The organism is Cupriavidus sp. SK-3 (genome assembly GCF_000611145.1).
GTDB lineage: Bacteria > Pseudomonadota > Gammaproteobacteria > Burkholderiales > Burkholderiaceae > Cupriavidus.
Map to the genome: position 1 here is coordinate 61222 of NZ_JFJV02000285.1, position 21056 is coordinate 82277.

Below are 21056 nucleotides of genomic sequence, written 5' to 3' on the forward strand. Positions count from 1 at the left end.
CCGCCGTCCCAGGTGGCGGCGCAGCATGTCAAGCGAGATCCGCACCAATGCGGCATCGGTCTGGGGAGCAAAGCGGCGCCGCACCACTCTCGCTTGCGGATACGGCGCGATATTCTTGTCCTTCAGTTCCGCCGGCAGCCGGAAGATGGCCTGGTACTCCTCGCCGCTGACCGTGTGGTAGCCGTCGCCATGGTAGTAACCGGCGGTCGAGGCCTCCGGCACCAGCAGGTCCACACCGATGCAGGAACGCGCATGCAGGCGCCGGTAGCCGGCGGCGGCGGCATACGGCAGGTTGAAACTGTCGACATCAAGCAGTACCACGTTCCCGCGGCATGTCTGCGCGGCAATGTGCCCCTCCAGGTTGTCGTACACGGACAAGTCGTGCACGGTGACACCATAGAGCCGCTCGAGATCGCCGAACGGGAAACTGAATAACGTGAACTGATCGCCCTCGAAATCCTGGCTCACGGTAAATGCCAGTGCGGCAATGGGCTCGAGTTCCCAGCCATGCAAAAGCTCTATCCACAGATCGACATTGCAATTTGCGTGCGACCACACCGGGTTCCCGCCGCGCAGACCGAAACCGCCGCGCCCCCCCAACTTGGGTGTTCCATGCATTACGCGCTCCAGAGCCGCTCGCGCACGCCTCGCGGCCAGCGCGCCGGCTCGAGTCCATGGTGACGCAGCAGGGCAAGCCCGAGCCGCTCGATGCCAAAGCCCACGCAACCGGTATGGGCGGTGCCACCGTCGTCTGTCCGGATGCCCCACAAGGCACCGAAATGGTCCATATGGTAGTTGAAGCTCATACAGGCGGTAGGCGGCGCCCCGTCATTGACGGGAATCAGCAACTCGAACTTGAGCCGGAGCTCGCGCTGGCTGTCGGCCACGATCTTGCCGCCGCGCCCGAAGAACGGATCATTGGCCACGTCGACTTGCACCGGGAGCTCGAGCGCCTTGCCCAGTTGCAGCCCGCGCTCCATCCATAGCTGACGGAATGCCACGATGCGCTCGGCCGGCCCCAGGCACACGTATTCCCGCTGCCGGAACAATTGCATCCGCGTCGGCTCCAGCGAGGGCTCGTGCCGATAGCAATAGGACAGCACATCGACCACCTTGCCCTGCCACGGCAGCGGTCCGCGGCGCGCCATCACCGGGTAGACCGGATAGCAGGCTGCCGGTGTCAATACCACGCCGGAAAATGCCTGCTGGTCGGTCCACGCATCGCCATCCTCCAGCCGTGCAAGCAGGCGGCGGTGGCCGCGGTCGTCGCCGCAAAAGCTGTGGACGGTGCCCGCCAACTGGGGAAAGCTCTTCATGTATTCACTGGTCTCGAAGTCAGCCTGGCCGATGGCGGGCGGAAATCGCAGGATCTCAGCGTGCTGGTCGCTGCCGAGCGCGGTGATCGCCGCGTTCAGGCCGTCGGCAATGGCTTCGAAGGTCTCACTGCGACCGTACAAGCCCTGCACGCCAGTCGGGATCAGGAGGCCGGCATCGAGCAGCGCCGCGAGAAACGTGGGCTGTCCGGTGCAGGCCGCCGCCGGCTCGTCGGCGCCGCTCGTGGCCAGGGTGTCGCTGATAAGGGCAGTGGAATCCATCTTGTTTCTTTCAGGAACGATCGGCCAGCAGCAGGTTGGCGGTGTTGGCCAGGATACGGTCGTTATTGATCATCAGGGGCGCGGACCACAGATCACGCAGATGACGGCCGAGACTATAGGGCGTGCCTTGTTTGTAGCCGGCCATGCCGCAAACCAGCATGGCCTGGTGCACCACCTGCAGCGCCATCTCCGAAACCGAAGTCTTCAAGCCGTTCATCTCAGCCGCGAGCGAGAACGAAGCCGATACCGACGCAGCAGCGTGACGCTGGCGCTGACGCGCAAGGGCCAACCCGAGCCGTCCTTCGATCATCTGCAACTGGCTCACCGCTTCGGCAACATGGGACGCCGAGGGCGGCAGCGAACCCGGTCGCGCCCGCGCCTGCCCCCGAAAGAGATTTTTTGCGCGCTGGACCGCGTCGCCCGCGATGCCAAGCCAGAGTGCGCTCCAGAGGATATGCGAGACCGGCGTCATGGTGACGTCGGCGATCTCGCCGAACGCAACGGGCAATACCTGGGCAACTTGCCCGGCCGCTTCAAGGCGGAAACCATTGCTGCAAGTGCCACGCATGCCAAGCGTATCCCAGGTATTGAGGCACTGAAGCGTGTAGTCGCCGTGCAGCACGCACACCAGCACCTGGTCCGACGGCGAAGCATCGGCGTGCCGCCGCGCAGTCGCGAGGATGCCATCCGCGTACGCACCGTACGAGATGGTGGGCGCGATCTTCAACAGGTGAAAATGCTCGCCGTCGGCGTCGACCGCGCAGCCGCTGTTTCGCAATGCACCCCCGATGGTTTCCTCCGATGTGGCGGAGGCCAGCAGGAGCTGCTCGGCCGCGATGCGGGCAAGCAGGCTTTCATGCCACGAACTGCCCACGCCATGCCCGGCCACGCATGCCACCTGGATCTGGTGCATGGCGTAGATCATGCCGGTGGACGAGCAGGCGGCGCCAAGGATCTGGCAGATGGCCGCGATGGTATCGAGCGATGCTCCCGCACCGTCGTATGCGGTTGGCACCATGGCGCCAAGCAGCCGCTGCTCACGCAGGGCGGCAAGCGCCTCTTGGGGGAACCTTGCCTCGCGATCTACCTGGTCCCCGTGCTCCGCCGCCACAGCGGCCACGACATGAGCGGCGGCAATCAGCGCCGCGCTGGAAGCCGGGTCCACGCCAGGATGCGCCAGTTCCACCCTGGCCAGCGGCGCACTCACGCTGCCTCCTGCTGCTTGATCTGCTGCACCGCAGTGGCGAGCGAATCAATGCTGCGGAACAACTGCCGCGTCAGCATCCGGTCCGGAATCTCGATATCGAAGGCATTCTCGATGGCAAGCATCACATGGACGGTCGCCAGGGACGACAGGCCTACCTCGTAGAGATCTGTGCCATCGTCCAGCTGGTCCGCCGGAACCGTGAGTCTTGCTACCTCGCCAAGGATGTGACGGATCGTTGCTTTCATGCTGATCTCCAGCGATTGATACGGGAGCCGTTGAACACGGAATCGCCTTGGCGGGGCGTGCGTTCCTCCACCAATGGCGCGGCAAGCGGGGCGGATCGCACAAACTCAGAACGCGCTCTTGCCGGTCCATCCGTGCACTGCAGTTCGCAGGATGATGGAGATGTCCAGTTGGAACGACCAGTTGCGGATGTAGTAGATGTCGAACTCGACGCGCTTGCGCATCTTCTCGACGGTGTCGGTCTGGCCGCGCAGGCCGTTGATCTGCGCCCAGCCGGTGATGCCTGGCTTGACGCGGTGCCGGAGCATGTAGCGGTCGATCAGTTCCTTGTAGAACTCATTGTGTTCCATTGCATGGGGGCGTGGACCGACCACCGACATCTCGCCCCGCAGCACGTTGAGGAATTGGGGCAACTCGTCCAGGCTTGTGCGGCGCAGGAAGGCACCGATGCGAGTCACCCGCACGTCATCGCGCGTGGCCTGTGTCACACCGGCCTCCTGGTGCACCATCATGGTACGGAATTTGTAGACATTGAACGGAGAGCCGTCCATACCGAGCCTTCTCTGGCGGAACAGCACAGGGCCCGGCGAAGAAAACTTGACCAGGAGTGCGATGGCCAGCAGCACCGGCGACAGGCAAAGCAGCACGCACAGCGCGAAGACCCGGTCGAAGCTCGCCTTCAACAGCCCGGTGATGCCGGACACAGGCGGACTGTTCAGGTCGATCACCGGCATGCCGAGGAAATTGCTGAAGCGGTGACCGAGCAGTTCCACCGACATGATATCGGGCACCCAGCGCACGTCGACCATGTCATTGCGGAACTGGAACACCACGTCATAGAGGTCGCGGCATGCTGCCATCGGCAGCGTCAGCCAGATCTCGCGCACGCCATTGCTGCGTACGAAGTCACAGACGTGCTGCAGCGACTCGAGCCTTGCCACGCCCACGGGAATCGGCTTCTCGCGCTCGTCGTAGATGCCGACCACATCGTAGCCGGCGCCGCGGATGCGCTGCACGCGCTGGTACAACTCATTCCCAAGCGTCCCATAGCCAAGGATGACGACGCGCTTGGCGTTGAGGCCTTGTTCACGCACACTGCCCAGCATGCTGTACAGCACCAGGCGCGATACCACCAGCGCGGCGGCGACGCTGAGCAGCCACGTCATGGACCACAACCGCGAGAGTGCGGCAACCTGGTGCATCAGGAAGACTGTGACCAGGCCCAGCAGACAGACCGCGCACCACGCCGCCACCGTGCGCAGCGCCAATGCAGCCAGGCTGCGGCCGCGCCAGGAACTGTAAAGGCCGCAGGCGGGAAACACCAGCAAGGCACCCACCGCGCACAAGGCTATGAGGAAACCGTGCACCGGTGAGGCACCGCGGATGCCGTGGGGGAAGAGCAAGGCACCGACCACCACGCCGCAGGCGGCGATGATGGCTGCATCGGCGATGCGGTACATGATTTGCAGGGCGGCTTGCCGCTCGGCTACAAAAGCTCGGTCTGTCGACATGAATGGCCTCCGCCTGGCAAACCCAAGCAGTGATGGAGACCATGATTGCGCCGCAAGGGCGCCACGTCTGTTTGCTTACGCACACAGAGGCCGGCTCCGGCCCCTGCCGGCGTCAACGCATCAACGGCACCGGTGCGAGGTGCGTCAACACCTGCTCGTGCCCGTTCTGCAATGCCCAGGAGCACCACTGACCGCGCTGGAAAGGCTTGTCACGCCCGGCCAGCCGGGTCGCGAGCACCTCCAGCCAGCGATGTGTTGGCGCGGCGACACCCGTGACAGGTACCGCCAGCATCAGCACAAGCACCAGGCTTGCTGCCACGACCGGGGCCGAGCGTACCGGCCGTTCCGAGTTCAGGACAAAGGGCAGGCTCACGCCAAAGCCAAGGATGAGTCCGCTCAGGACCTCCGAACTGGAGTGCGCGTCCAGTTCCAGTCGCGAAAAGCCGACCAGCAACGCGAGCAGCATGCCCATGCAGCCGGCGCCAAAGGCAAGGCGTTGCCACGAGTTCGGGACCAGTAGATAGAGCAGTACCGGCAGTACCGATGCGGCCATCATGCTATGCCCTGAGAAACCCGTGAAATCGAGCGCGGCGCTGCCGATGCCCCAGCCCATGAACGCCAGCTTGGAGACCAGCACCATCGCGGCCGCCACGCCGAAGCTCAGGAACCACCGCCACGCGCTGGCGATAGCGCGGGTGTGAAAGAGCCAGGCGGTGATCAGCATCGCGCCCGGCAGCAGCAGGGAGGTCTCGCCGAAGCGGGTGATGAATTGCCAGTTAAGCATGATTGCGTCGAGGATCGAGTACGCGAGAAAAGTAACACAGTTGAGCCATTTTCCAGTCCCCGCCACCGGCCGGTGGCAACATCTCCACCCAGCCAAAAGCATGACAAGTCGCAGATGTGCCGGACACGTAAAGCGGCTGGTCCGTTGCGCCTATTGGGCTGGCGGACATCGCGGGCGCCGCGGCCGCCACGCGATGCGCTGCGTGGCGGATGCGGCTTCTGGTCGATAGGCGTGCCACCGCTGTTTGACTATCGTCTGAACAGTGGCCCGCCGAGCGGAATCGTGCCGGCCACTTTAGAGCCCGCATGGTCCCCCGGTCGGCGGGCTCTTTTTTTTGCTCGCGGTTCCACGGCAAGCGTGCCGATACCGATCAACGCCGATGCGGGCGGGCCGCCAGTCCCGCGCCGGAACAAAACAAATAGGCCACGGTCCGCCGCTTGTGCTACGCGGCTGTTACCGTGGCCATCAAGATCCGGCGCAGCACTGGCTGCAACCGAAATGCGCGTGTGCGTATCCGAATTGAATACGCACCGGATCGCTCCGGTCCCCCGAACACGCGCTTTTCGCCTCCCCCTTTGTCTTGCCGGCGCCTTGCCGCGTCCCGATACTCGCAGAGCGCATCGCCTTGCCTGGCTGGTTGGCGCCGCCGCTAGCCCGTGGCCGCGTCATTGCGGCCGTCGTGCGCCTGCTCGCCCGCTACCACCACGCAATACTCATGGCGGGCAATCAGTCCCTCCATGACGGTTGCCAACTGCCGGCGCGCTTCCTGCTCGCCGGCGAAGGTCGCCGCGGCAATGGCTGCCTCTTCACAGCTATAGCGCCGGCCATGCAGTTCGCCGCGATAGAGCAGTGGCCCATCGCGTCCGGTCGTCAATCTGATTTCATAGCAACATGCCCACTTGCCCCGGCCTTCGGGCACGGCAAAGCCGCGCACAACCAGGACGTCCAGTCCCGCGTCCATATGACCCCCTCTGCAACGCGCGGCGGCCGTATTGAAGTTGATATTCCCGGCTTCGTTACCCGCGCGCCTTCAGCATAGTTGCCAGCGCGGCCGTCCGCCCTCATCCCCTTGCCGTAGATCCACCTGAACGAATGGGGGAAGGATCCGGCGCGGGTGTCATGGAGAAGGCGCTGCGGGGAAGACACTGGCCGCCGGCGCGGACCAGTTCCACCGCCGCGCGCGCCTGCTCGGGCGTGGCCGGCACGGTCAGGCACCCGCTCGCGCCAAGGCGGGCGGCATAGCTTGCCACCCCGGAGCCGGACGCCTCGCACAGGATCAGCCAGCGCCTTGGCGCCAGGCGCGCGCAGAGGGTGTCGACGAGGACCTGCGGATCGGCGTCCGTGCCGCTGCAATCCAGCAGCGCGAAATCCACTGGAGCCGGAGGCATTTCCGCCGCTGGCGCAGCCAGCAGCCATTCGGGAGTCTGTGTCAATACCGGCGTGAGTGATGAGATTTCGCGAAGGTGGCGCAGCAGTCCGCGGCGCAGCATCATATTGTGGGCGAGCAGGAGCGTTGTCATCGACTCGGGGGGACGCGGGTGGACATCCGGCCGGCAGGCACAGGGATCGCCTATCGCATGCGGCACTTGTCAAAAGCGTAGCAACTACAACAAAGCGCCGCCTCGTGCGTTTGGATGAGGCGGCTCATGCCGACGATTGAAGCGCTTGCGGGTTGCCATGCCCCCGCCGGCCAGGCGGGGAGCAGGTACCGCTCTGCTCAGGCGGCCGCCTGGCAAACAGCGGCGAAATCAACCAGTTGGGCGGCGCCGCGAATCGGCGCGGCGGCAGCCGGGCCCGGCCAGCTCAGTTTCGCACCGCGCTGCAACGCCACGTAGACCGCCTCGCCCTTGTTGCGTACGTGCAGGCGTTGGTACAGGGTGCACGCATGGGTCTTGGCCGTGGCCACGGAAATGTTCAGCAAACGGCTGACGGTCTTGATCGGATAGCCGCGTGCCAGCAGTGCCAGCACCTCGTACTGGCGTTCTGTAATGTTGAGCAGATGCGAGCCCACTGATGGCGTTTCAGGCTCCGGTGCCACATCGGATGCGCGGCGCGATGGATGTTGAGTGGCGGTTGCGGCCTCGCTATCCGCCTGGCCGGGCCCGGCCAGCATATGCAGCGCCGTTGCGGCATGGCGCGCATTGTCGGTCGGCCACGGCGAGACGCCATCGGCGCCATGCGCAGCCTGCGCGCGCGCGGGGAAACACTCGCCATCGGCCAGAACCAGGCGGATCGCCGCGTCGAGCATCTCGGCGCTGCAGCCCTTGGACAACACGCCTCGCACATTGTCTGGCATCCGAGCGCTGATCGAGTGCGATGGGATCTGGTCCGACAACACCAGTATCCGCCTGGGCATCAAGGTCTGGCAGATGTCTCCCAACGACTGCCAGCCTGCATCCTGGTCCGGCGGCAAACCATAGACCAACAAATCGGCGTGGCAGAGCCATTCGGCAGGATGGGGCAAGGAAGTCGGATCGATGTCGACCAGATCGCCGTGGAGTCCAGCTTGAGTTAACAGATGGCGCAGACCCAGGCGCAGCAGAGGATGTGGCTCGATCAAGAGGATTGTGGCCATGGCCGCTCTCTTTTATTGTTTCGGCATGGCGAGCCCCGCGACAACCCGCGCATGCTAACGGAACTGACCGCTATGTTGCGGTTGCAGTTCCATACGATCCGTCTCGTCTCCAGGCCATGGCAACGCACCCGTCCAGGTTAAGCTGCCCGACTGACCATCCCGTGGAGTCGTTTCGAATCGCCCCGTTTGCGTTTTTTACGCTTTAGATGTTTCTTAAGTCAGAGTTAAAGAACTCTAACTCTGGGTATCAGGATATGCACAGGTGCGGGTGAATGCAAGGGAGGGTTACACCCGTCAAAGGATGTCGCGCGATGCCAACGGCGCCATGTACGCAACCGCACCGCGCGGCGTCGAAACCTGTGGCACGCGCGATCCGGGGATGCCGCATGGATTCGGCGTTATAATTATCGGCATTAAACTTCACTATGCATTTCTACCCGGATGCATTTAGCGATCGCTTAAGTGCCTTATGAATCAATATCTTAGCTGCCCGTTTGGGCATTGTCATGCAGCCCGGTAAGGCCCCCAATCTGAGCCTCACCCGAAGCGAATTCGCGGCCGTCCGCGCCTACGTGCAGGGTATGCCGGCCGCGATGGTTGCCGGGCGCTACCTGTCCGACGACGGCGATGACGACGCTGGTGGCGAGTCCGCACTGCGCTTGCTGCTCGGCCTGCGTGACCGCATGGTACAGCTGGCGCACCTGCATAACAGGCAGGATTTGGCCGAGTTGCTCGAGCTCGGCCCCGGCCGCTCCAATCGGGGCATGGACCGGCGCGTGGAAGCCCTGGCCGAACTGGAGCGGCTCGGCACCGCACGGCCGCGTGCGGATCATGGCATCGAGCTATGGTTTGCTCCCGCCCTGGCGCGACGATTACGCGCCCAAAAGATATCCAATCTGCATATTTTGGTTGAACTCGCCAATCGCCACGGCGGTGCGTGGTGGCGATCGGTTCCGCGTATCGGGGCGCTCGCCGGGACGGTCATCAACCGCTGGCTGGCCGATCATCGCGATGTCGTCAGGGACGAGCGGGGCGAGCCACTGCTGCGCGAGCATTTTGGCGCCCAGGGCCGCTTGACGGAGGCCGCGCTGGGGCCCCGCATGCGCCAGCTTGTGCCGTTCGAACTCATGCGCGAGGACGGATCCGCGACGGCGCAGGCGACCCAATACAATAGTGATTCTAACGTCTCTTTTGGTAGCGATCTTGCGGCTGTCCACGGGTGGCTTGCAGCCAATCGCGCGCAACGGAGTACCTGGTTGGCCTATCGCAAGGAAGCCGAGAGGCTGCTGCTTTGGTCCGCAATGGAACGGCGGAAGCCGCTGGCCGCGTTGGACGGCCAGGATCGTCTGGAGTACTTTGGGTTCCTGCGCAATCCCGGTCCCGTCCGGCTATGGGTCGGACCGCGCGCTCCCAGGGAATCGGCAGCGTGGCGTCCGTTCACCGGTCCGCTGTCGGAAAGCAGCGTGCTTCACGCGTCGCGCATCCTTGGTGCGCTATTTGAGTGGCTGCAGATTCAGGGTTATCTTGCGGACCATGTCTGGCAGCCCGAGACACGGGCCAACGCGCAACGTGCCGCGATGCCTGCCGGGGTGGGCAGCCCGCTCTCGCTCGATTCCCTTTCCCGGTTTCTGGATTGGCTGGCTGCTCGGGGGCGGGACGCCGAGGGGCTGCGGTACCGTGCCGCGGAGGCAGCGGTTCGCTTGCTCCAGGAGCAACATATTGGTTTTGCCGACCTGACGACATTCACGCGCGACAAGCTCGGCGTGGCCGGCGAACCCGGCTGTGGAGATAAAGCCCTCAGCGCGCCGGCGCGTATCGCGCTGGAGCGTCACTGGCAAGACCGCGGACTGGACTGGCACGGTCAGGCTGGCCAACCGATCGTGCTGATCGGACCTCCCCGGCTGCCACCCACCGGGCGAGCCAGGCGCAAAGCCGACATGTCGCCAGGTGCCGGTTACTCGGTGCGGGGCCTGCACGCGCTGTTGAGCCAGGCGATCGAACGCTATCGCGAAGAGGAAGATGCGGGATTCGCGGCGCGCTCTCCGCGTGATCTTGCGGGGCGGCGAACCCGCATGACGCGCGCGCCCGATGCAGGGGCCGCAGCCGGCATCATCGCGTCGGGGACACCGGCCATCGGATGACGCCTCGTGGACGAACGAGCCGCGGCCACCGTCCCCTATGCTGCCGCCCAGCCGTCAGCCCGCAGGCTTGTCCAGGCCGAAGCGTGCCTTGAGTGCCTCAACCAGGGCTTCGCGGGCGCCGCGATCGCCCACCTGCACGTCCAGCATCACGCGGCCGGAATCCCACTCCTTGATCGTTCCCAGCAATAGGCCACCATCGCTCCGGATCTTATATTGGCGACTGATTTCCTTGATCTTGCGCGCTTTTCCTTCCTGTGCATGCTTGCGAATGGCCTCGACCTCGCGACTGGACAAGCCGTCCGCCATGATCCGGGCAGCCAGGTCGCGGGTACGGTCCTCTCCCACGATCTTGCAATAAAGCGTCAGTTCGTAACCGGTCGCAATGCCGATTGCACTGGGCCGCTCGCGCATGACACCCAACACAGAATCCGGGAGCCTTAACAGCGCGAGGGTCTTGTTGACGGTCCCTGCGGACATGCCGGTCAGCTCGCAGATATCTTCCTCCTTCTGGACCTTGCCTTCGTCGAGGAGTTGCCGCCAAGCGATTGCATTGTCCAGCGCCGACTGGTCGGAACGCTGTTCATTGAGCAGGAAGGACAAGCGATAGAAATCGAGATCGCTCAGGTTGCTCTCGATGAAACATTCCATCTCGAGCTTTCCCGCCGATGCCAGCGCGCGCTTGCGGTAATGGCCGTCGATCAGGATGTAGTGCCCTGGACGCGCCGGATCCGGCGTAGCCAGGCCCGGGGTCTTCTGACCATGCGTGGCTATGGAAGCGGCCCGTTCCTGGACCACCACCGGATCATAGATGCGGCGCGCATTGAACGGGTTGTCGTGCAGTTGTGCCAGAGGAACCTTCATCAGGATCCGCCCGTCCCCCTCGTCCTCCGTCTCACTTTCAGCGCTGAAAATGGGATTCGGCTCGCGGCTGCGCGCTTGCAACAGACCATTGGGATGCTGCGAAATTGCCGCTTCGGCACGGGCAAAGCGGTCGAGCGCGTCGCCCCGCGTCTTTTCGGCCGCCATTCCCGCCAGCATGCCTGCCTTGAGGCTTTTCAATTTTGTTGCCATACCTATTGCTCAATCAAAGACAAGACTTCGTCGACCATCATGTCGACTTCCTGCACGGACTCACGCGCGCCCGCCACACCATGCACCGTGCACCCGATCGCCTGGCATTCGCGGAAAGCCGAACGTGAGCCAATCATGGAATGCATCAGGGGCACCTCCGAATCGTCGCCCAATATTTCAATCGCCTGGCGTGCAATGGAAACGCGCCGCTGGACCATGTTTGCCATCACGCGGATGCGGAGCGTCTCGTTCTGGACCTGCGCATGCTGGGCCAGCGTCTTGGCCGCCACGGCAGCCCAGAGATCGGGAGGAGACGGAACGACGGGAATGATCGCCAGATCGGAGATCAACAGTGCGCTTGAGGGAGCCGCCGAATGCACGGCTGGGGGGCAGTCCACCACGATGTAATCGTAGTCCTGCACAAACTTCCTGACCTCGCGATGCATGGCGCCCCCAGATGGGGCCAGGCCGATCACGGACGCAGGAAAGGGTCGCTCGTCGCTCGCCTGCGCGGCCCAACGCGTGGCGGTGCCCTGCTCGTCCATGTCTACCAGCATCGAGCGTGCGCCGCGCAGACCGAGCGTACCCGCGAGATGCATGCTGACCGTGGTCTTTCCGCACCCGCCCTTCTGGTTAAAGACCGTGATGATTTTTGCTGGCACTAAGACCTCTCTTTCAGCGCTGAAAGCGCGATTAACTCTAGCCGCAACTTTAGTCAAAGTGACGTGCTGGCTCAACTGTTTTTTGAATTTATATTTAAAATATAAAATTACTGGTGGCATTTCGCTTTATGGAAATGAAAGATTTCCACTTGAAATGCGGCATGAAATACGCCTAAAGTATCGATAGTGCGTCTTTCGACGCACATGACACAACTAGACAAACTGGTTATGATGCCCGCTACAGTCGAGTCAAGTCGTGTCACCTCGTCGGCGTCCGTTCGGTAACTACGAGAACTTAGCGTGCTTGAACGGTTGTTAGCGTTGTTAGCGTTGTGTACAAGAACTTGCTTCGAAAGGAAATTCACATGGCAACCGGTACGGTCAAATGGTTCAATGAGACCAAGGGCTTTGGCTTCATTACCCCGGACGACGGCGGTGCGGATCTGTTCGCGCACTTCTCCGAAATCCAGGGTTCGGGCTTCAAGACGCTCAAGGATGGTCAGCGCGTCACGTTTGAAGTAAAGCAGGGCCCGAAGGGCTTGCAGGCATCCGCCATCAAGCCGGCCTGATCTCACGAATCACGCCGAAATCGCCGATCACGCGAGGCTTCCGGGCCAAGCGTGGTCAGCAAAGCAAAAGGCAAGCGTTTTCGCTTGCCTTTTGTGTTTACACAGCCGGATGGCCACGCCTCGCCTACCGTCTGTTCCCAGGCGCCGTCTCCGCGACGGCTCCCCCATCGGAAGCGCCCGCCAGGCAAGACCTGCGGACAGCCACGATGCTTCTTATCTCCGCAGGCACAAATACCCTCCAGTAACAAAAAACCCGCGCGCTGGATCAGCCCGCGGGTTCCGCACCACGTATGGCCAGGATCAGGCCAGCTTGCGAACGCTCGTCCGGGAAGGCTGCAGGATCAGCGCCTTGGAGGAATCGGCGTCCACCTTGGCGCCTGGATAGACCACCAGCACATCCTTGAGCGCCTTGCGGAACAGCGCGCGGAATTTACGCTCGCTCTCGGTTTCCGTGCCGAATTGCATTTGCAAGGCTTCCCAGGGGATCTCGGTACGGCGCTGGATCGTGAAAAAACGGTAGGTTAGCCAGGAGTAAACATCGAGCGCGAACGGGGATTGCTTGAGTGCTTTCAACGCACGCATATCAACCGGAACCGGCCGATTAACCAGTTCATTGAAAAACGGCTCGGACAAGACCACGAAACTCTCGAACATGGATCCCTGGCCAGGCTGCATGGGATCCCACCACGTCGACAGCTGGTCTGCCAGCAGGTAACCAACACGGTCAATCGAAAGAGGCTCGTGGCTCTGGTTTTGGTTCTGGCTGGGCGTTGACTTGTTCTGGACGATCGCAATTGTGGCGGAGAACAGACGGATCATCTGTTGCCGCACCAGGGTCATGGTTCCGCGTTTACCTCCTGTGGCCATCGGAATGCCCAGGTTGTACATGAACTCGGACAAGGAGTTGCCAAGCGAGATGCGACGGTCCTCTACGGTTCCCGTAAACTCGCCCCGCTTCTTCTTGGCCATGATTTCCTTGCCGATCCAGGCAAGCATAAGGCGCGGATAGGAGCCGTAGGGATACCCGAGCGACACCGTCTCGGATACCAGTTTCTGGCGACCATTGCTCGCTTTTTCTGAACGCTGCTGGGTGAAATAGCCAGGCTGGATCATCAGCGAAATATTCCCGCTGGTCCGCGTCCACACTGGGGGAGCACCCTTTGGCGCGCGATAAGGCAAGGTGACTTGCACACTGGCCCGGCTCAGAAAGCCGACTTCGCCGCTTTGCCAGGCGTCTTCACGCTCCATGGCCTGGGCTTCGTCAAAGAGCCGCTGGAATTTCTCGGACGGAACCAGACTGTTCTCGTCGCCGGGAACGATGATGCGGGAGGGCTCACTGTCCACATCGGCGGGACCGCGAGACCCAAGGATGGTCTGGTTGCGTTTGATCGGCATATTGGCGTGCTTCGGAATACCCGACTTTTTACGCGAAGCCAACAGCCTTGTCACGCAGAAACGGGTTCAGTAGACGAATTTCCTGCAATGCCGCGTGTTTTGGGGTGAGGGGTCTCCAGACTGGTCGCATGGTTGCCGGCGGTGGGCAATCCCGGAGGGTTGTCCACGGACGGCAACCCATCAGCTACCGGTAAACGATAAGAGTATGGGTTAACTACTTGTAAACCGTATACGGAGCGCCCAAGGCTCTGATTCTTAAGCAGAAATATGACCTCACCGAACCCGATTCTGCGTGAAACCGTACTCGATTCTGCGAAGTGCTGTACCTGATTCTGCGGTATACCGAACCCGTTTCAGCGCAAAGCCCGAACCGGTTTCTGCGGGGATAAGTCGCTGTTCCCACAGGCTTTTCCACAGTCTCTCGGGCGAAAAGCGTACCCGTTTCTGCGTATCAGGGGCGTTTTTCGTCACGTATACCGTCGGGATCCGGTTTACGGACTAGTTATCCCCGCAGAAACGGGTACGCCGCCTATCCCGCCAAAGCCCTCTCTCATCGCGCCCGTACCCAATTCTGCGTAACAAGGGTGCTTGCCGTTTCATTTCCGTACCCAATTCTGCGCGGCGCCATTTGAAATCCGAGCCCCGGCCCTTGGCGCACGCAAAACGTACCCATTTCTGCGGCGTACCCAATTCTGCGAATCACGGATTCCGTTGCTCCACAGTGCTTTGCGTACCCGTTTCTGCGGGCTTGGCAAGCAAGCTTTTAGCTCGAAGCGTACCCGTTTCTGCGCACACCTGCCGCCACTGTTTTCCGCAAGCCCGTCCTCTTTTCTATTATACACAACATTCTTATTGAAAGCGAGTGCTTGCACTCAAAGATCATAAATAAATTAAAGGCTTTCCGGTGGTGTACCCGTTTCTGCGTGCTGTTGGTGGTGAGGGGATGGTGGAGTGCCCCGGCGGTGCGCGACGACTAGACGGGTGCGTACCTATTTCTGCGACGGAAGAAACGCCTTCGTCGCGTCCAGGGCGTACCCATTTCTGCGGGGGAGCACGGTTTTCCTTGCCGCGGCAAGGAGTTGGCGTGGCGCCAGGTGGCGCGGGGGCTCTGCGTGAGGGGGGCAACTGCGCCACGGTGCCCGAAAGCCGCGCACTCCGTACCCGTTTCTGCGAGACGGGCGCGGTTGCGCTAGTGATGGGGCCTGGCCGAAAAATTAGGGGGCGTACCCGTTTCTGCGTTGCGGCGTTGCATCATCGCGCTGCTTGCGGAGAGGCTTTCGCCCAGCCTCGGGGGGTGGAGGACGGATCTGGCGCAGCGCGTACCCGTTTCTGCGTGACGACTTGCTGCGTCACAGCCGGCAAACGCCGTTCAGTTGCCGACGCGAAGCGCCTGAATGATGAGGCGTACCCATTTCTGCGTAGCTTTTGGCCATCGGAAATGGCCGCGGGTGCTCAACGCGCCTTGGGCGTACCCATTTCTGCGGAGTGATTTGGGGTGTCCGGGAGTTCTCTTCAGCCCCGCCGCAGGCGAGCGTACCCATTTCTGCGTGCATTGCCGGGAGCGCTTTCGCCAATGGGGCTGATTTGGGCCGGCAGGCGGCGGCGGCGCCGTTTGGGGCCGCCAGTGCGTTGCGCTGCCAGCTGCATGCCGGCATGGATGCCGCACGGTTGGCGGTCCGCCGTAGCGCGCCGAGTGGGTGTAGGGCCATGCCTGGCCGATCCGCCGCGCACGCAGTACGCGCGGGCGAAAAAAAACCCCCCCCCCCGGGGGGGGGGGGGTTTTCCTGACTGGGCGCACCCCAGGGCGGGGTGCCAGTCTATTGCTTACAGCGGCGTGATGTTCGCGGCTTGCAGGCCCTTCGGGCCGTTCTTGACTTCGAACGACACGCGTTGGTTTTCCTGCAGCGACTTGAAACCTTCCGAGCGGATTTCAGAGAAGTGCGCGAAGAGATCGTCACCGCCAGCGTCCGGCTTGATGAAACCGAAGCCCTTGGCGTCGTTGAACCATTTAACGATACCGGTTTGCATGGTATTGCTTTTCCTGGGAAAAATTTAAAAGAAACGGATAGCTCACGCGTATCCGAGCAAAGCAACTCAAGGAAAGGACACCATGGACAACGGAAGTACCATGACGGTGGCTAACGAATGTGCTGTTGCCTCGTCGCTTGAATCTAGCGGGGTTTATACGGCGGATTAGCGTCAGCGTCAAGGTAGGGTGATTCTGGATGTCTGCCCGGATCCACTGCGGATCGTCATGGGATCATCACATTTTTCAGATGATGCCTATTGGCCGGCAGCGGTGCAGGGGGGAAGAAATTGCCAGACAGTACGCTTGGCCGCACGTGCACAGCGTCAGTAGCCTGGGCAGGAACCCGCCAGCAAACCCCAGTCTACCCGCCGGTGTCGCCGGAGTCTCACAGGTGAAGCGCTTGTTCAACTTGAGCGAGCACCGACCGGCGCGCGCACTGAGTTGCTGGCCGGGCTAACCACGTTCCTGACCATGACCTGCATCGCCGGCTTCTTCGTGATCCTGGCACGCGATCACCTTAAGGTCAAAGGCGCGATCCTGATCGGCATCCTGCTGACCACCATCCTTAGCTTCGTAGTCGGCGACAACACGTTCCACGGCCCTCCATTGCGCCGATCCTGCTCGGCCTCGATATCTCCGCCGCCCTGTCGATCGGCATCATCAATGTGGTGCTGGTGTTCTTCCTGGCGGAGTTGTTCGACGCCACCGGCGCAGGTGGGCGTGGCCAATCGCGCCGGCTTGCCTTGCTAAAGGCGGGCAAGATGGACCGGCTTAACAAGGCACTGATGGCCGATAGCACGGCGATCATGGCGGGATATTTCCCGGCACCTCGTCGTGCACCACTGCCTACATCGAAAGCGCATCAGGCGTGCAGGCAAGTGGATGGACCGGGCTTACCGCGGTCACGGTGGCGACGCTCTTTCTCGCCAGCCTGTTCATCGCTCCGCTCGCGGGCACCGTGCCCGGCTATGCCACGGCGCCGGCGCTGCTCTACGTGTCATGCCTGATGTTGCGCGAGCTGGTGGACCTGGACCGGAGCGATGCGACCGAGGTGGTACCCGCCGTGCCGACCGCGCCTGGCATGCCTTTCACCTATTCGGTGGCAAAGGGCGTGGCTTTTGGCTTCATTACCTATGCGGGGCTCAAATTGTTGACAGGGCGGGCCCGCACGGTCCCGGTCCTGGTGTGGATCGTCGCAGTTGTCTTTGTCTTCAAGTTCTATCGCTTGCCGGGGCATTGAGCCCGCAGGTGCGATTGGCCCGCGACGACGCGCGTACCCGTTTCTGCGTCGCTCGCGGAGCGCTTTGCCGCCTCCGGGATCGCTGGAGCGTACCCGTTTCTGCGTATCCCCCGAAACGTGCCCGAGGTTTGCCAGGCACCCAAACTGTCGTTCTTTTTACACAAAAAGTAAGTGGCCAATTACCTCGCAAGGCAGATGATCTTGGGCAGGTGGCTCATACGAAAGGATGATATTCGGCTGAGTGCCCATACTGAGGGCTGGACAAACAGGCCCAAATGCACTGAACTAGAGGCGTGGCAGATAGCGGGGCGCTTTAAGGGCGCCCCTTCTTGACTCCGGCACTCCGGGGTCGCGCCGCTGGCGCAGTGTAGTCAGGCCTGAAAATCTAGACAGAAACAAGTCCACCGCACACAGACGGCAAGGACTGAACGATCAGACCATCGTCCAGATGGCTTCGCCACCACGAAAGGAGCGCGCGGATACACGCCCGCCCGATTAGAAGAGCAAACAATAAGATCAAACATAAGTGGTAATCGCGAACGTGTAGTGCCGGGGGTGTTGTTCAACGGGGATCACATCATGACCGCAGGAGAAATCCGGCGACCCGCCATGGGGCCCATCAGCGAGTCCGCCAGCCTGTCCATTCACCGTGCCTGGTTGGCTTTGGGGGAAGCCGCAGCCGAGGCACCGCGCCGAAGCCGCATCAGCGAGCGGGGCGATCCTGCCGCCAGTACCGTCGAAGCATTCCTGAGCCAGGACGAGACGCTGCTACCCCATGTGCGGGCAGCGATCGAGCAATTGCTGCAGCGGCAACGCTCGCTCGAAAGCGAACTGTCCCGCCAGCGCGAGTTGCTGCAGGAATGGATCCTTAGCCAACTGACCTACAAGGCGCTCTATTACCGTTACTCGGGCCAGTCGCTGGAGGCACCGCGCAGCGAGCTGACGCGCGAGAAAGACGAGGTGCGCCGGCGTATTCGCGACCAGCTCCAGGCCGGAGGCGACCACACCGCCATTCTCGGCGAGCAGTCCCGCAGTCAGTCCAAACCGTAATGCCGACGTTGCGCGTGGGGGAGCCTCCCCAACCGACTCAGCTTGGCCGCAAACAGAGCCCGCATCAGAGCGCGGCCGTGGCGGAAGCTGGAATAGTCAAAGTGCTCAATGTCAGGGAGAACGTTATGGACCGACTGTGCAAGGCGGCGACACGCACCGCACAGGTGCTGGTCGTATCGCGCCACGAACCCTATGGATTTGACCCGGCCCAGTTCGGCTCCGGCTGGGAGATTCGCCATATTCAGCAGATCCGGGATCTGAGCCGGGTCGTACGGGGCAGCGCGCCGATGGCTGGCGTGCTCGATCTCGAGAGCGAATACAGCGATGCCGACCTGATGCAGCTCGAACAAAGCCTGCAATACCTGCACGTGATGTGGGTGGCGATCACGTCGTCGCGCATGCTGGAAGACGAACGCGTGCGGCGCTTGATACGCGACTACTGCGTGGACTACGTGCGCACGCCGTTCTCGTTCAGCGAACTGCTCTACACGCTCAAGCACGCGCACGGCATGGCCTGCCTGCATGGCGCCCGCAGCCACGAACTGATCGGCCACGGACCGATGATCGGCGAGTGCGCGGCCATGCGTTCCATGTTCCGCTCGCTCGCCAAGGTGGCGCACAACGAGGCGCCCGTATTTATCTCCGGTGAGTCCGGCACCGGCAAGGAACTGGCGGCGCAAGCCATCCATGAAGCCTCGAGCCGCCGCAAAGGTCCGTTCGTGGCGATCAATTGCGGCGCAATCCCGCCGCACCTGGTGCAGTCCGAATTGTTCGGCTACGAGAAGGGCGCGTTCACCGGCGCCAACCAGCGCAAAATCGGCTGGATCGAGCAGGCGCAGGGCGGCACCCTGTTCCTCGACGAGATTGGCGACCTGCCCCTGGAAAGCCAGGTAGCCCTGCTGCGCTTCTTGCAGCAAGGCACTATCACCCGGCTCGGCGGGCACCAGTCGATCCCGCTGGATTTGCGCATCATCTCGGCGACACACGTGGACCTGGTGGCGGCCCAGTCGGACGGTCGCTTCCGTGCCGACCTGTTCCACCGGCTATGCGTGCTGACCCTGTCGATCCCGCCATTGCGCGAACGCGGCGAGGACATCCTGCTACTGGCCAACTCGGTACTCGCCGAACACGGCCACGAGGCGCACCGGCGCATTCGCGGATTTTCGCCGTGCTCCACCCAGGCCATGATGCAATATGAGTGGCCCGGCAATGTACGCGAACTGATCAACCGGGTACGGCGCGCCATCGTGATGACCGATAACCGCAAGATCACCGCAGAGGACCTGCAGCTGCACGGCGGCAGCGACTCACCGCGCAAGACCCTGGATGCGATCCGCGAAGAGGCTGAACGTGAGGCGATCCGTACCGTGATGGCAAGTCACGGCTTCCATGTGGTGCCGGCCGCGCGCGAACTCAACGTCTCGCGGGTCACGCTATACCGGCTGATGCACAAGCACAATATCCGTATCGAAGCGCGCCCCGGCGCCGGCGACTAACAACACATCGCCGCAGAAGCGGCATACAGGACGGAAGCGGGCTGCGGCCCGCTTTTTTTGGGGGAGGACGGGAGCGGCCTACCTGATTCAGAACGTATAAGGGAAGCGCAGCGTCACTGTGTAGTTCGCCGCGTCGGGTGTCAGCCCGAGGCCGATCGCGGCGCTCACCGACCAGCCTTTGGTGATCACGTGATTCAAGCCGAAGGTCATGGTGGCCACATTGGAACGGCTGCCGATGACGGTCTGCGTAACGCCGGCGGTGGTGACCTGCGTGCTGCCCGAAATGGAGGCATTGAAGGCCAGCGACATCGACGTGCGGTCGTTTAGCGCGAGCGCGAGGCCGCCGCCAAAGCCGAACGTGTCGCCCAGCTTGACGTCGGCCGGCGTGACCTGTCCCTGCACCGAGGAAATATCGCTCACCGAGCGCTTGATGTTGTAGGTGTAGCTGGCATTCACGAACAGCACCACCGGGTCGTAGGTCTTGAGCAGCGACAGGCCGGCGGTAACGGCCCATACGCCGTTGCCCGTGGGCAACTGGTCGGCGATATTGAGATTGTTGTTGTTGGGGTCCGCCGGAACCAGCTTGATGCCGAACGGCGAGCGCCCGGTGGGTGCGCGTACGCGGATGCTGCCGACGACGTCGGGCGCCGCGCCGCTCTCACGCAGGAACTGATAATACAACCCCATGCTGATGTCGCCCGGCGCTGCCGTGCTGAGCGTCGCGTCGGACAGGTTCGATGCGGAGCCGCCCGCACCGCCGGAGAGGAAATTGGTATTGCGGTAGATAAGCGGCAGGTCGAAATCCATCGAAAAGCGGTCGGAGAGACCATAGCGCGCGATGGTGTCGTAGGTGAGCGTGTACGACTTGGTCTGGTTGAGATTGATGGTGCCGAGGAAGATGGCATCCAGTGCCAGGAAGCCGGACAGCGACAGCGCGCGCCGGTCGTAGTAGCTATAGATGAAACCGCTGTCGATGGTCAGGCGCCGCTCGAACAGCGGCGCGTGCTCGCTCTGGTAGACCAGGTCCTTGCTCTGCACGCGTGCCTGCTGCTGGGTTTCGCGCGCATCCGAACCCACTACAGGGGTATCGCTGCCGGAAGTCGCGGAGGCTGCGGTGGCTGCGGTGGCTGCGGCTGTCGCGCCAGGTGTGGCAGGGCTGGCCTCTTGTGCCAATGAGGGAACACCGGCGGCGGTCATGGCGCCACCAGCGTTCCCCTCGGCACTGTTCCCCGTTCCTCCTGCCACCCCTCGTCCGCGCGCCCCGACCATTTCCAGGTCGTTCAGGCGCTGCTCGAGAGCCTTGATGGTCTTTTGCTGTTGCTCGACCAGATTCGTCAGCCGTTCGATCCGCTCGTCTGTGCTGGGCTGGACGCTGACCTGGGCCCACGCGCCAGTGGAGATCAGCGTACCCGCCAGGGTCCCCAGCAGAGCGAATTCGTTCTTCATCTTTCCCCCCGGAAATCTGAATGGGCGCGATGCGGGTGCGCC

General features: G+C 62.6%; 17 protein-coding genes and 2 pseudogenes. 5 read left to right on the forward strand and 14 right to left on the reverse strand.

All coding sequences use genetic code 11. The features are described from left to right. The 9 genes and pseudogenes from CF70_RS38515 to CF70_RS31650 form a co-directional block, all read right to left on the reverse strand. Positions 1-618 (reverse strand): annotated as a pseudogene (locus tag CF70_RS38515) (DUF1839 family protein); the annotation flags it as partial. Beyond that, positions 618-1595, reverse strand: coding sequence for an amino acid--[acyl-carrier-protein] ligase (locus CF70_RS31615; protein WP_035875164.1), 978 nt, complete (start codon positions 1593-1595; stop codon positions 618-620). The pseudogene CF70_RS38515 and the gene CF70_RS31615, both read right to left, overlap by 1 nt. A gap of 10 nt (positions 1596-1605) precedes the next feature. After that, positions 1606-2802 (reverse strand): acyl-CoA dehydrogenase family protein, encoded by a 1197-nt coding sequence (locus tag CF70_RS31620; protein ID WP_035875168.1) that lies wholly within the window; start codon positions 2800-2802, stop codon positions 1606-1608. Then, complete coding sequence (locus CF70_RS31625; protein WP_035875171.1) at positions 2799-3047, reverse strand: acyl carrier protein; 249 nt, start codon at positions 3045-3047, stop codon at positions 2799-2801. The genes CF70_RS31620 and CF70_RS31625 overlap by 4 nt, the downstream gene beginning before the upstream one ends. A 105-nt stretch (positions 3048-3152) precedes the next feature. Then, positions 3153-4556, reverse strand: a complete 1404-nt coding sequence (locus tag CF70_RS31630; protein ID WP_035875174.1) for an undecaprenyl-phosphate glucose phosphotransferase — start codon at positions 4554-4556, stop codon at positions 3153-3155. A 112-nt stretch (positions 4557-4668) separates the two neighbouring features. Then, positions 4669-5340: a phosphatase PAP2 family protein gene (locus CF70_RS31635; protein ID WP_051649303.1), complete on the reverse strand. Its 672-nt coding sequence runs from the start codon at positions 5338-5340 to the stop codon at positions 4669-4671. A gap of 649 nt (positions 5341-5989) precedes the next feature. Next, positions 5990-6301 carry a hypothetical protein gene (locus CF70_RS31640; protein WP_051649304.1) on the reverse strand — a complete coding sequence of 104 codons (312 nt, stop codon included), beginning with the start codon at positions 6299-6301 and terminating at the stop codon, positions 5990-5992. 100 nt (positions 6302-6401) lie between these two features. After that, positions 6402-6860 (reverse strand): response regulator transcription factor, encoded by a 459-nt coding sequence (locus CF70_RS31645; RefSeq protein WP_035875177.1) that lies wholly within the window; start codon positions 6858-6860, stop codon positions 6402-6404. Positions 6861-7057: 197 nt separating this feature from the next. Beyond that, complete coding sequence (locus CF70_RS31650; RefSeq protein WP_035875180.1) at positions 7058-7915, reverse strand: response regulator transcription factor; 858 nt, start codon at positions 7913-7915, stop codon at positions 7058-7060. Positions 7916-8421: 506 nt separating this feature from the next. Here CF70_RS31650 and CF70_RS31655 point away from each other — a divergent pair. After that, the gene (locus tag CF70_RS31655) at positions 8422-10056 is read left to right on the forward strand and encodes a phage integrase family protein (RefSeq protein WP_081862456.1); all 1635 of its coding nucleotides are present in this window, start codon (positions 8422-8424) and stop codon (positions 10054-10056) included. A 54-nt stretch (positions 10057-10110) separates the two neighbouring features. On the opposite strand, the gene CF70_RS31660 is transcribed toward CF70_RS31655, so the two are convergent. Further along, positions 10111-11127 (reverse strand): ParB/RepB/Spo0J family partition protein, encoded by a 1017-nt coding sequence (locus CF70_RS31660; RefSeq protein ID WP_035875184.1) that lies wholly within the window; start codon positions 11125-11127, stop codon positions 10111-10113. A gap of 2 nt (positions 11128-11129) precedes the next feature. After that, the gene (locus tag CF70_RS31665; RefSeq protein WP_035875292.1) at positions 11130-11789 is read right to left on the reverse strand and encodes an AAA family ATPase; all 660 of its coding nucleotides are present in this window, start codon (positions 11787-11789) and stop codon (positions 11130-11132) included. 365 nt (positions 11790-12154) lie between these two features. On the opposite strand from CF70_RS31665, the gene CF70_RS31670 reads away from it, so the two are divergent. Next, positions 12155-12358 carry a cold-shock protein gene (locus CF70_RS31670; protein ID WP_006159056.1) on the forward strand — a complete coding sequence of 68 codons (204 nt, stop codon included), beginning with the start codon at positions 12155-12157 and terminating at the stop codon, positions 12356-12358. Positions 12359-12658: 300 nt separating this feature from the next. On the opposite strand, the gene CF70_RS31675 is transcribed toward CF70_RS31670, so the two are convergent. After that, complete coding sequence (locus tag CF70_RS31675) at positions 12659-13753, reverse strand: replication protein RepA (protein ID WP_035875187.1); 1095 nt, start codon at positions 13751-13753, stop codon at positions 12659-12661. Positions 13754-15577: 1824 nt separating this feature from the next. Then, a complete protein-coding gene (locus CF70_RS31685) occupies positions 15578-15781 on the reverse strand; it encodes a cold-shock protein (RefSeq protein WP_035875195.1) in 204 nt (67 codons plus the stop codon). Between the two features lie 481 nt (positions 15782-16262). Here CF70_RS31685 and CF70_RS31690 point away from each other — a divergent pair. The 3 genes and pseudogenes from CF70_RS31690 to CF70_RS31700 all read left to right on the forward strand — a co-directional run. Continuing rightward, a pseudogene (locus tag CF70_RS31690) lies at positions 16263-17022 on the forward strand (solute carrier family 23 protein); the annotation flags it as partial. Between the two features lie 579 nt (positions 17023-17601). Next, positions 17602-18072, forward strand: coding sequence for a hypothetical protein (locus CF70_RS31695; protein ID WP_035875296.1), 471 nt, complete (start codon positions 17602-17604; stop codon positions 18070-18072). Between the two features lie 125 nt (positions 18073-18197). Next, complete coding sequence (locus tag CF70_RS31700; protein ID WP_035875198.1) at positions 18198-19568, forward strand: sigma-54-dependent transcriptional regulator; 1371 nt, start codon at positions 18198-18200, stop codon at positions 19566-19568. Positions 19569-19655: 87 nt separating this feature from the next. Here the strand turns inward: CF70_RS31700 and CF70_RS31705 are convergent, their stop codons facing one another. After that, entirely contained in the window at positions 19656-21014 is a 1359-nt protein-coding gene (locus tag CF70_RS31705; RefSeq protein ID WP_051649306.1) for a hypothetical protein, read from the reverse strand. Positions 21015-21056 lie beyond the last annotated feature (42 nt).

Bases quoted from the DNA above. Each gene is read 5' to 3' on its own strand.
- CF70_RS31615 (WP_035875164.1), bottom strand. From the start codon at position 1,595: ATGGATTCCACTGCCCTTATCAGCGACACCCTGGCCACGAGCGGCGCC.
- CF70_RS31625 (WP_035875171.1), bottom strand. From the start codon at position 3,047: ATGAAAGCAACGATCCGTCACATCCTTGGCGAGGTAGCAAGACTCACG.
- CF70_RS31630 (WP_035875174.1), bottom strand. From the start codon at position 4,556: ATGTCGACAGACCGAGCTTTTGTAGCCGAGCGGCAAGCCGCCCTGCAA.
- CF70_RS31635 (WP_051649303.1), bottom strand. From the start codon at position 5,340: ATGCTTAACTGGCAATTCATCACCCGCTTCGGCGAGACCTCCCTGCTG.
- CF70_RS31640 (WP_051649304.1), bottom strand. From the start codon at position 6,301: ATGGACGCGGGACTGGACGTCCTGGTTGTGCGCGGCTTTGCCGTGCCC.
- CF70_RS31645 (WP_035875177.1), bottom strand. From the start codon at position 6,860: ATGACAACGCTCCTGCTCGCCCACAATATGATGCTGCGCCGCGGACTG.
- CF70_RS31650 (WP_035875180.1), bottom strand. From the start codon at position 7,915: ATGGCCACAATCCTCTTGATCGAGCCACATCCTCTGCTGCGCCTGGGT.
- CF70_RS31655 (WP_081862456.1), top strand. From the start codon at position 8,422: ATGCAGCCCGGTAAGGCCCCCAATCTGAGCCTCACCCGAAGCGAATTC.
- CF70_RS31660 (WP_035875184.1), bottom strand. From the start codon at position 11,127: ATGGCAACAAAATTGAAAAGCCTCAAGGCAGGCATGCTGGCGGGAATG.
- CF70_RS31670 (WP_006159056.1), top strand. From the start codon at position 12,155: ATGGCAACCGGTACGGTCAAATGGTTCAATGAGACCAAGGGCTTTGGC.
- CF70_RS31675 (WP_035875187.1), bottom strand. From the start codon at position 13,753: ATGCCGATCAAACGCAACCAGACCATCCTTGGGTCTCGCGGTCCCGCC.
- CF70_RS31685 (WP_035875195.1), bottom strand. From the start codon at position 15,781: ATGCAAACCGGTATCGTTAAATGGTTCAACGACGCCAAGGGCTTCGGT.
- CF70_RS31695 (WP_035875296.1), top strand. From the start codon at position 17,602: ATGACCGCAGGAGAAATCCGGCGACCCGCCATGGGGCCCATCAGCGAG.
- CF70_RS31700 (WP_035875198.1), top strand. From the start codon at position 18,198: ATGGACCGACTGTGCAAGGCGGCGACACGCACCGCACAGGTGCTGGTC.
- CF70_RS31705 (WP_051649306.1), bottom strand. From the start codon at position 21,014: ATGAAGAACGAATTCGCTCTGCTGGGGACCCTGGCGGGTACGCTGATC.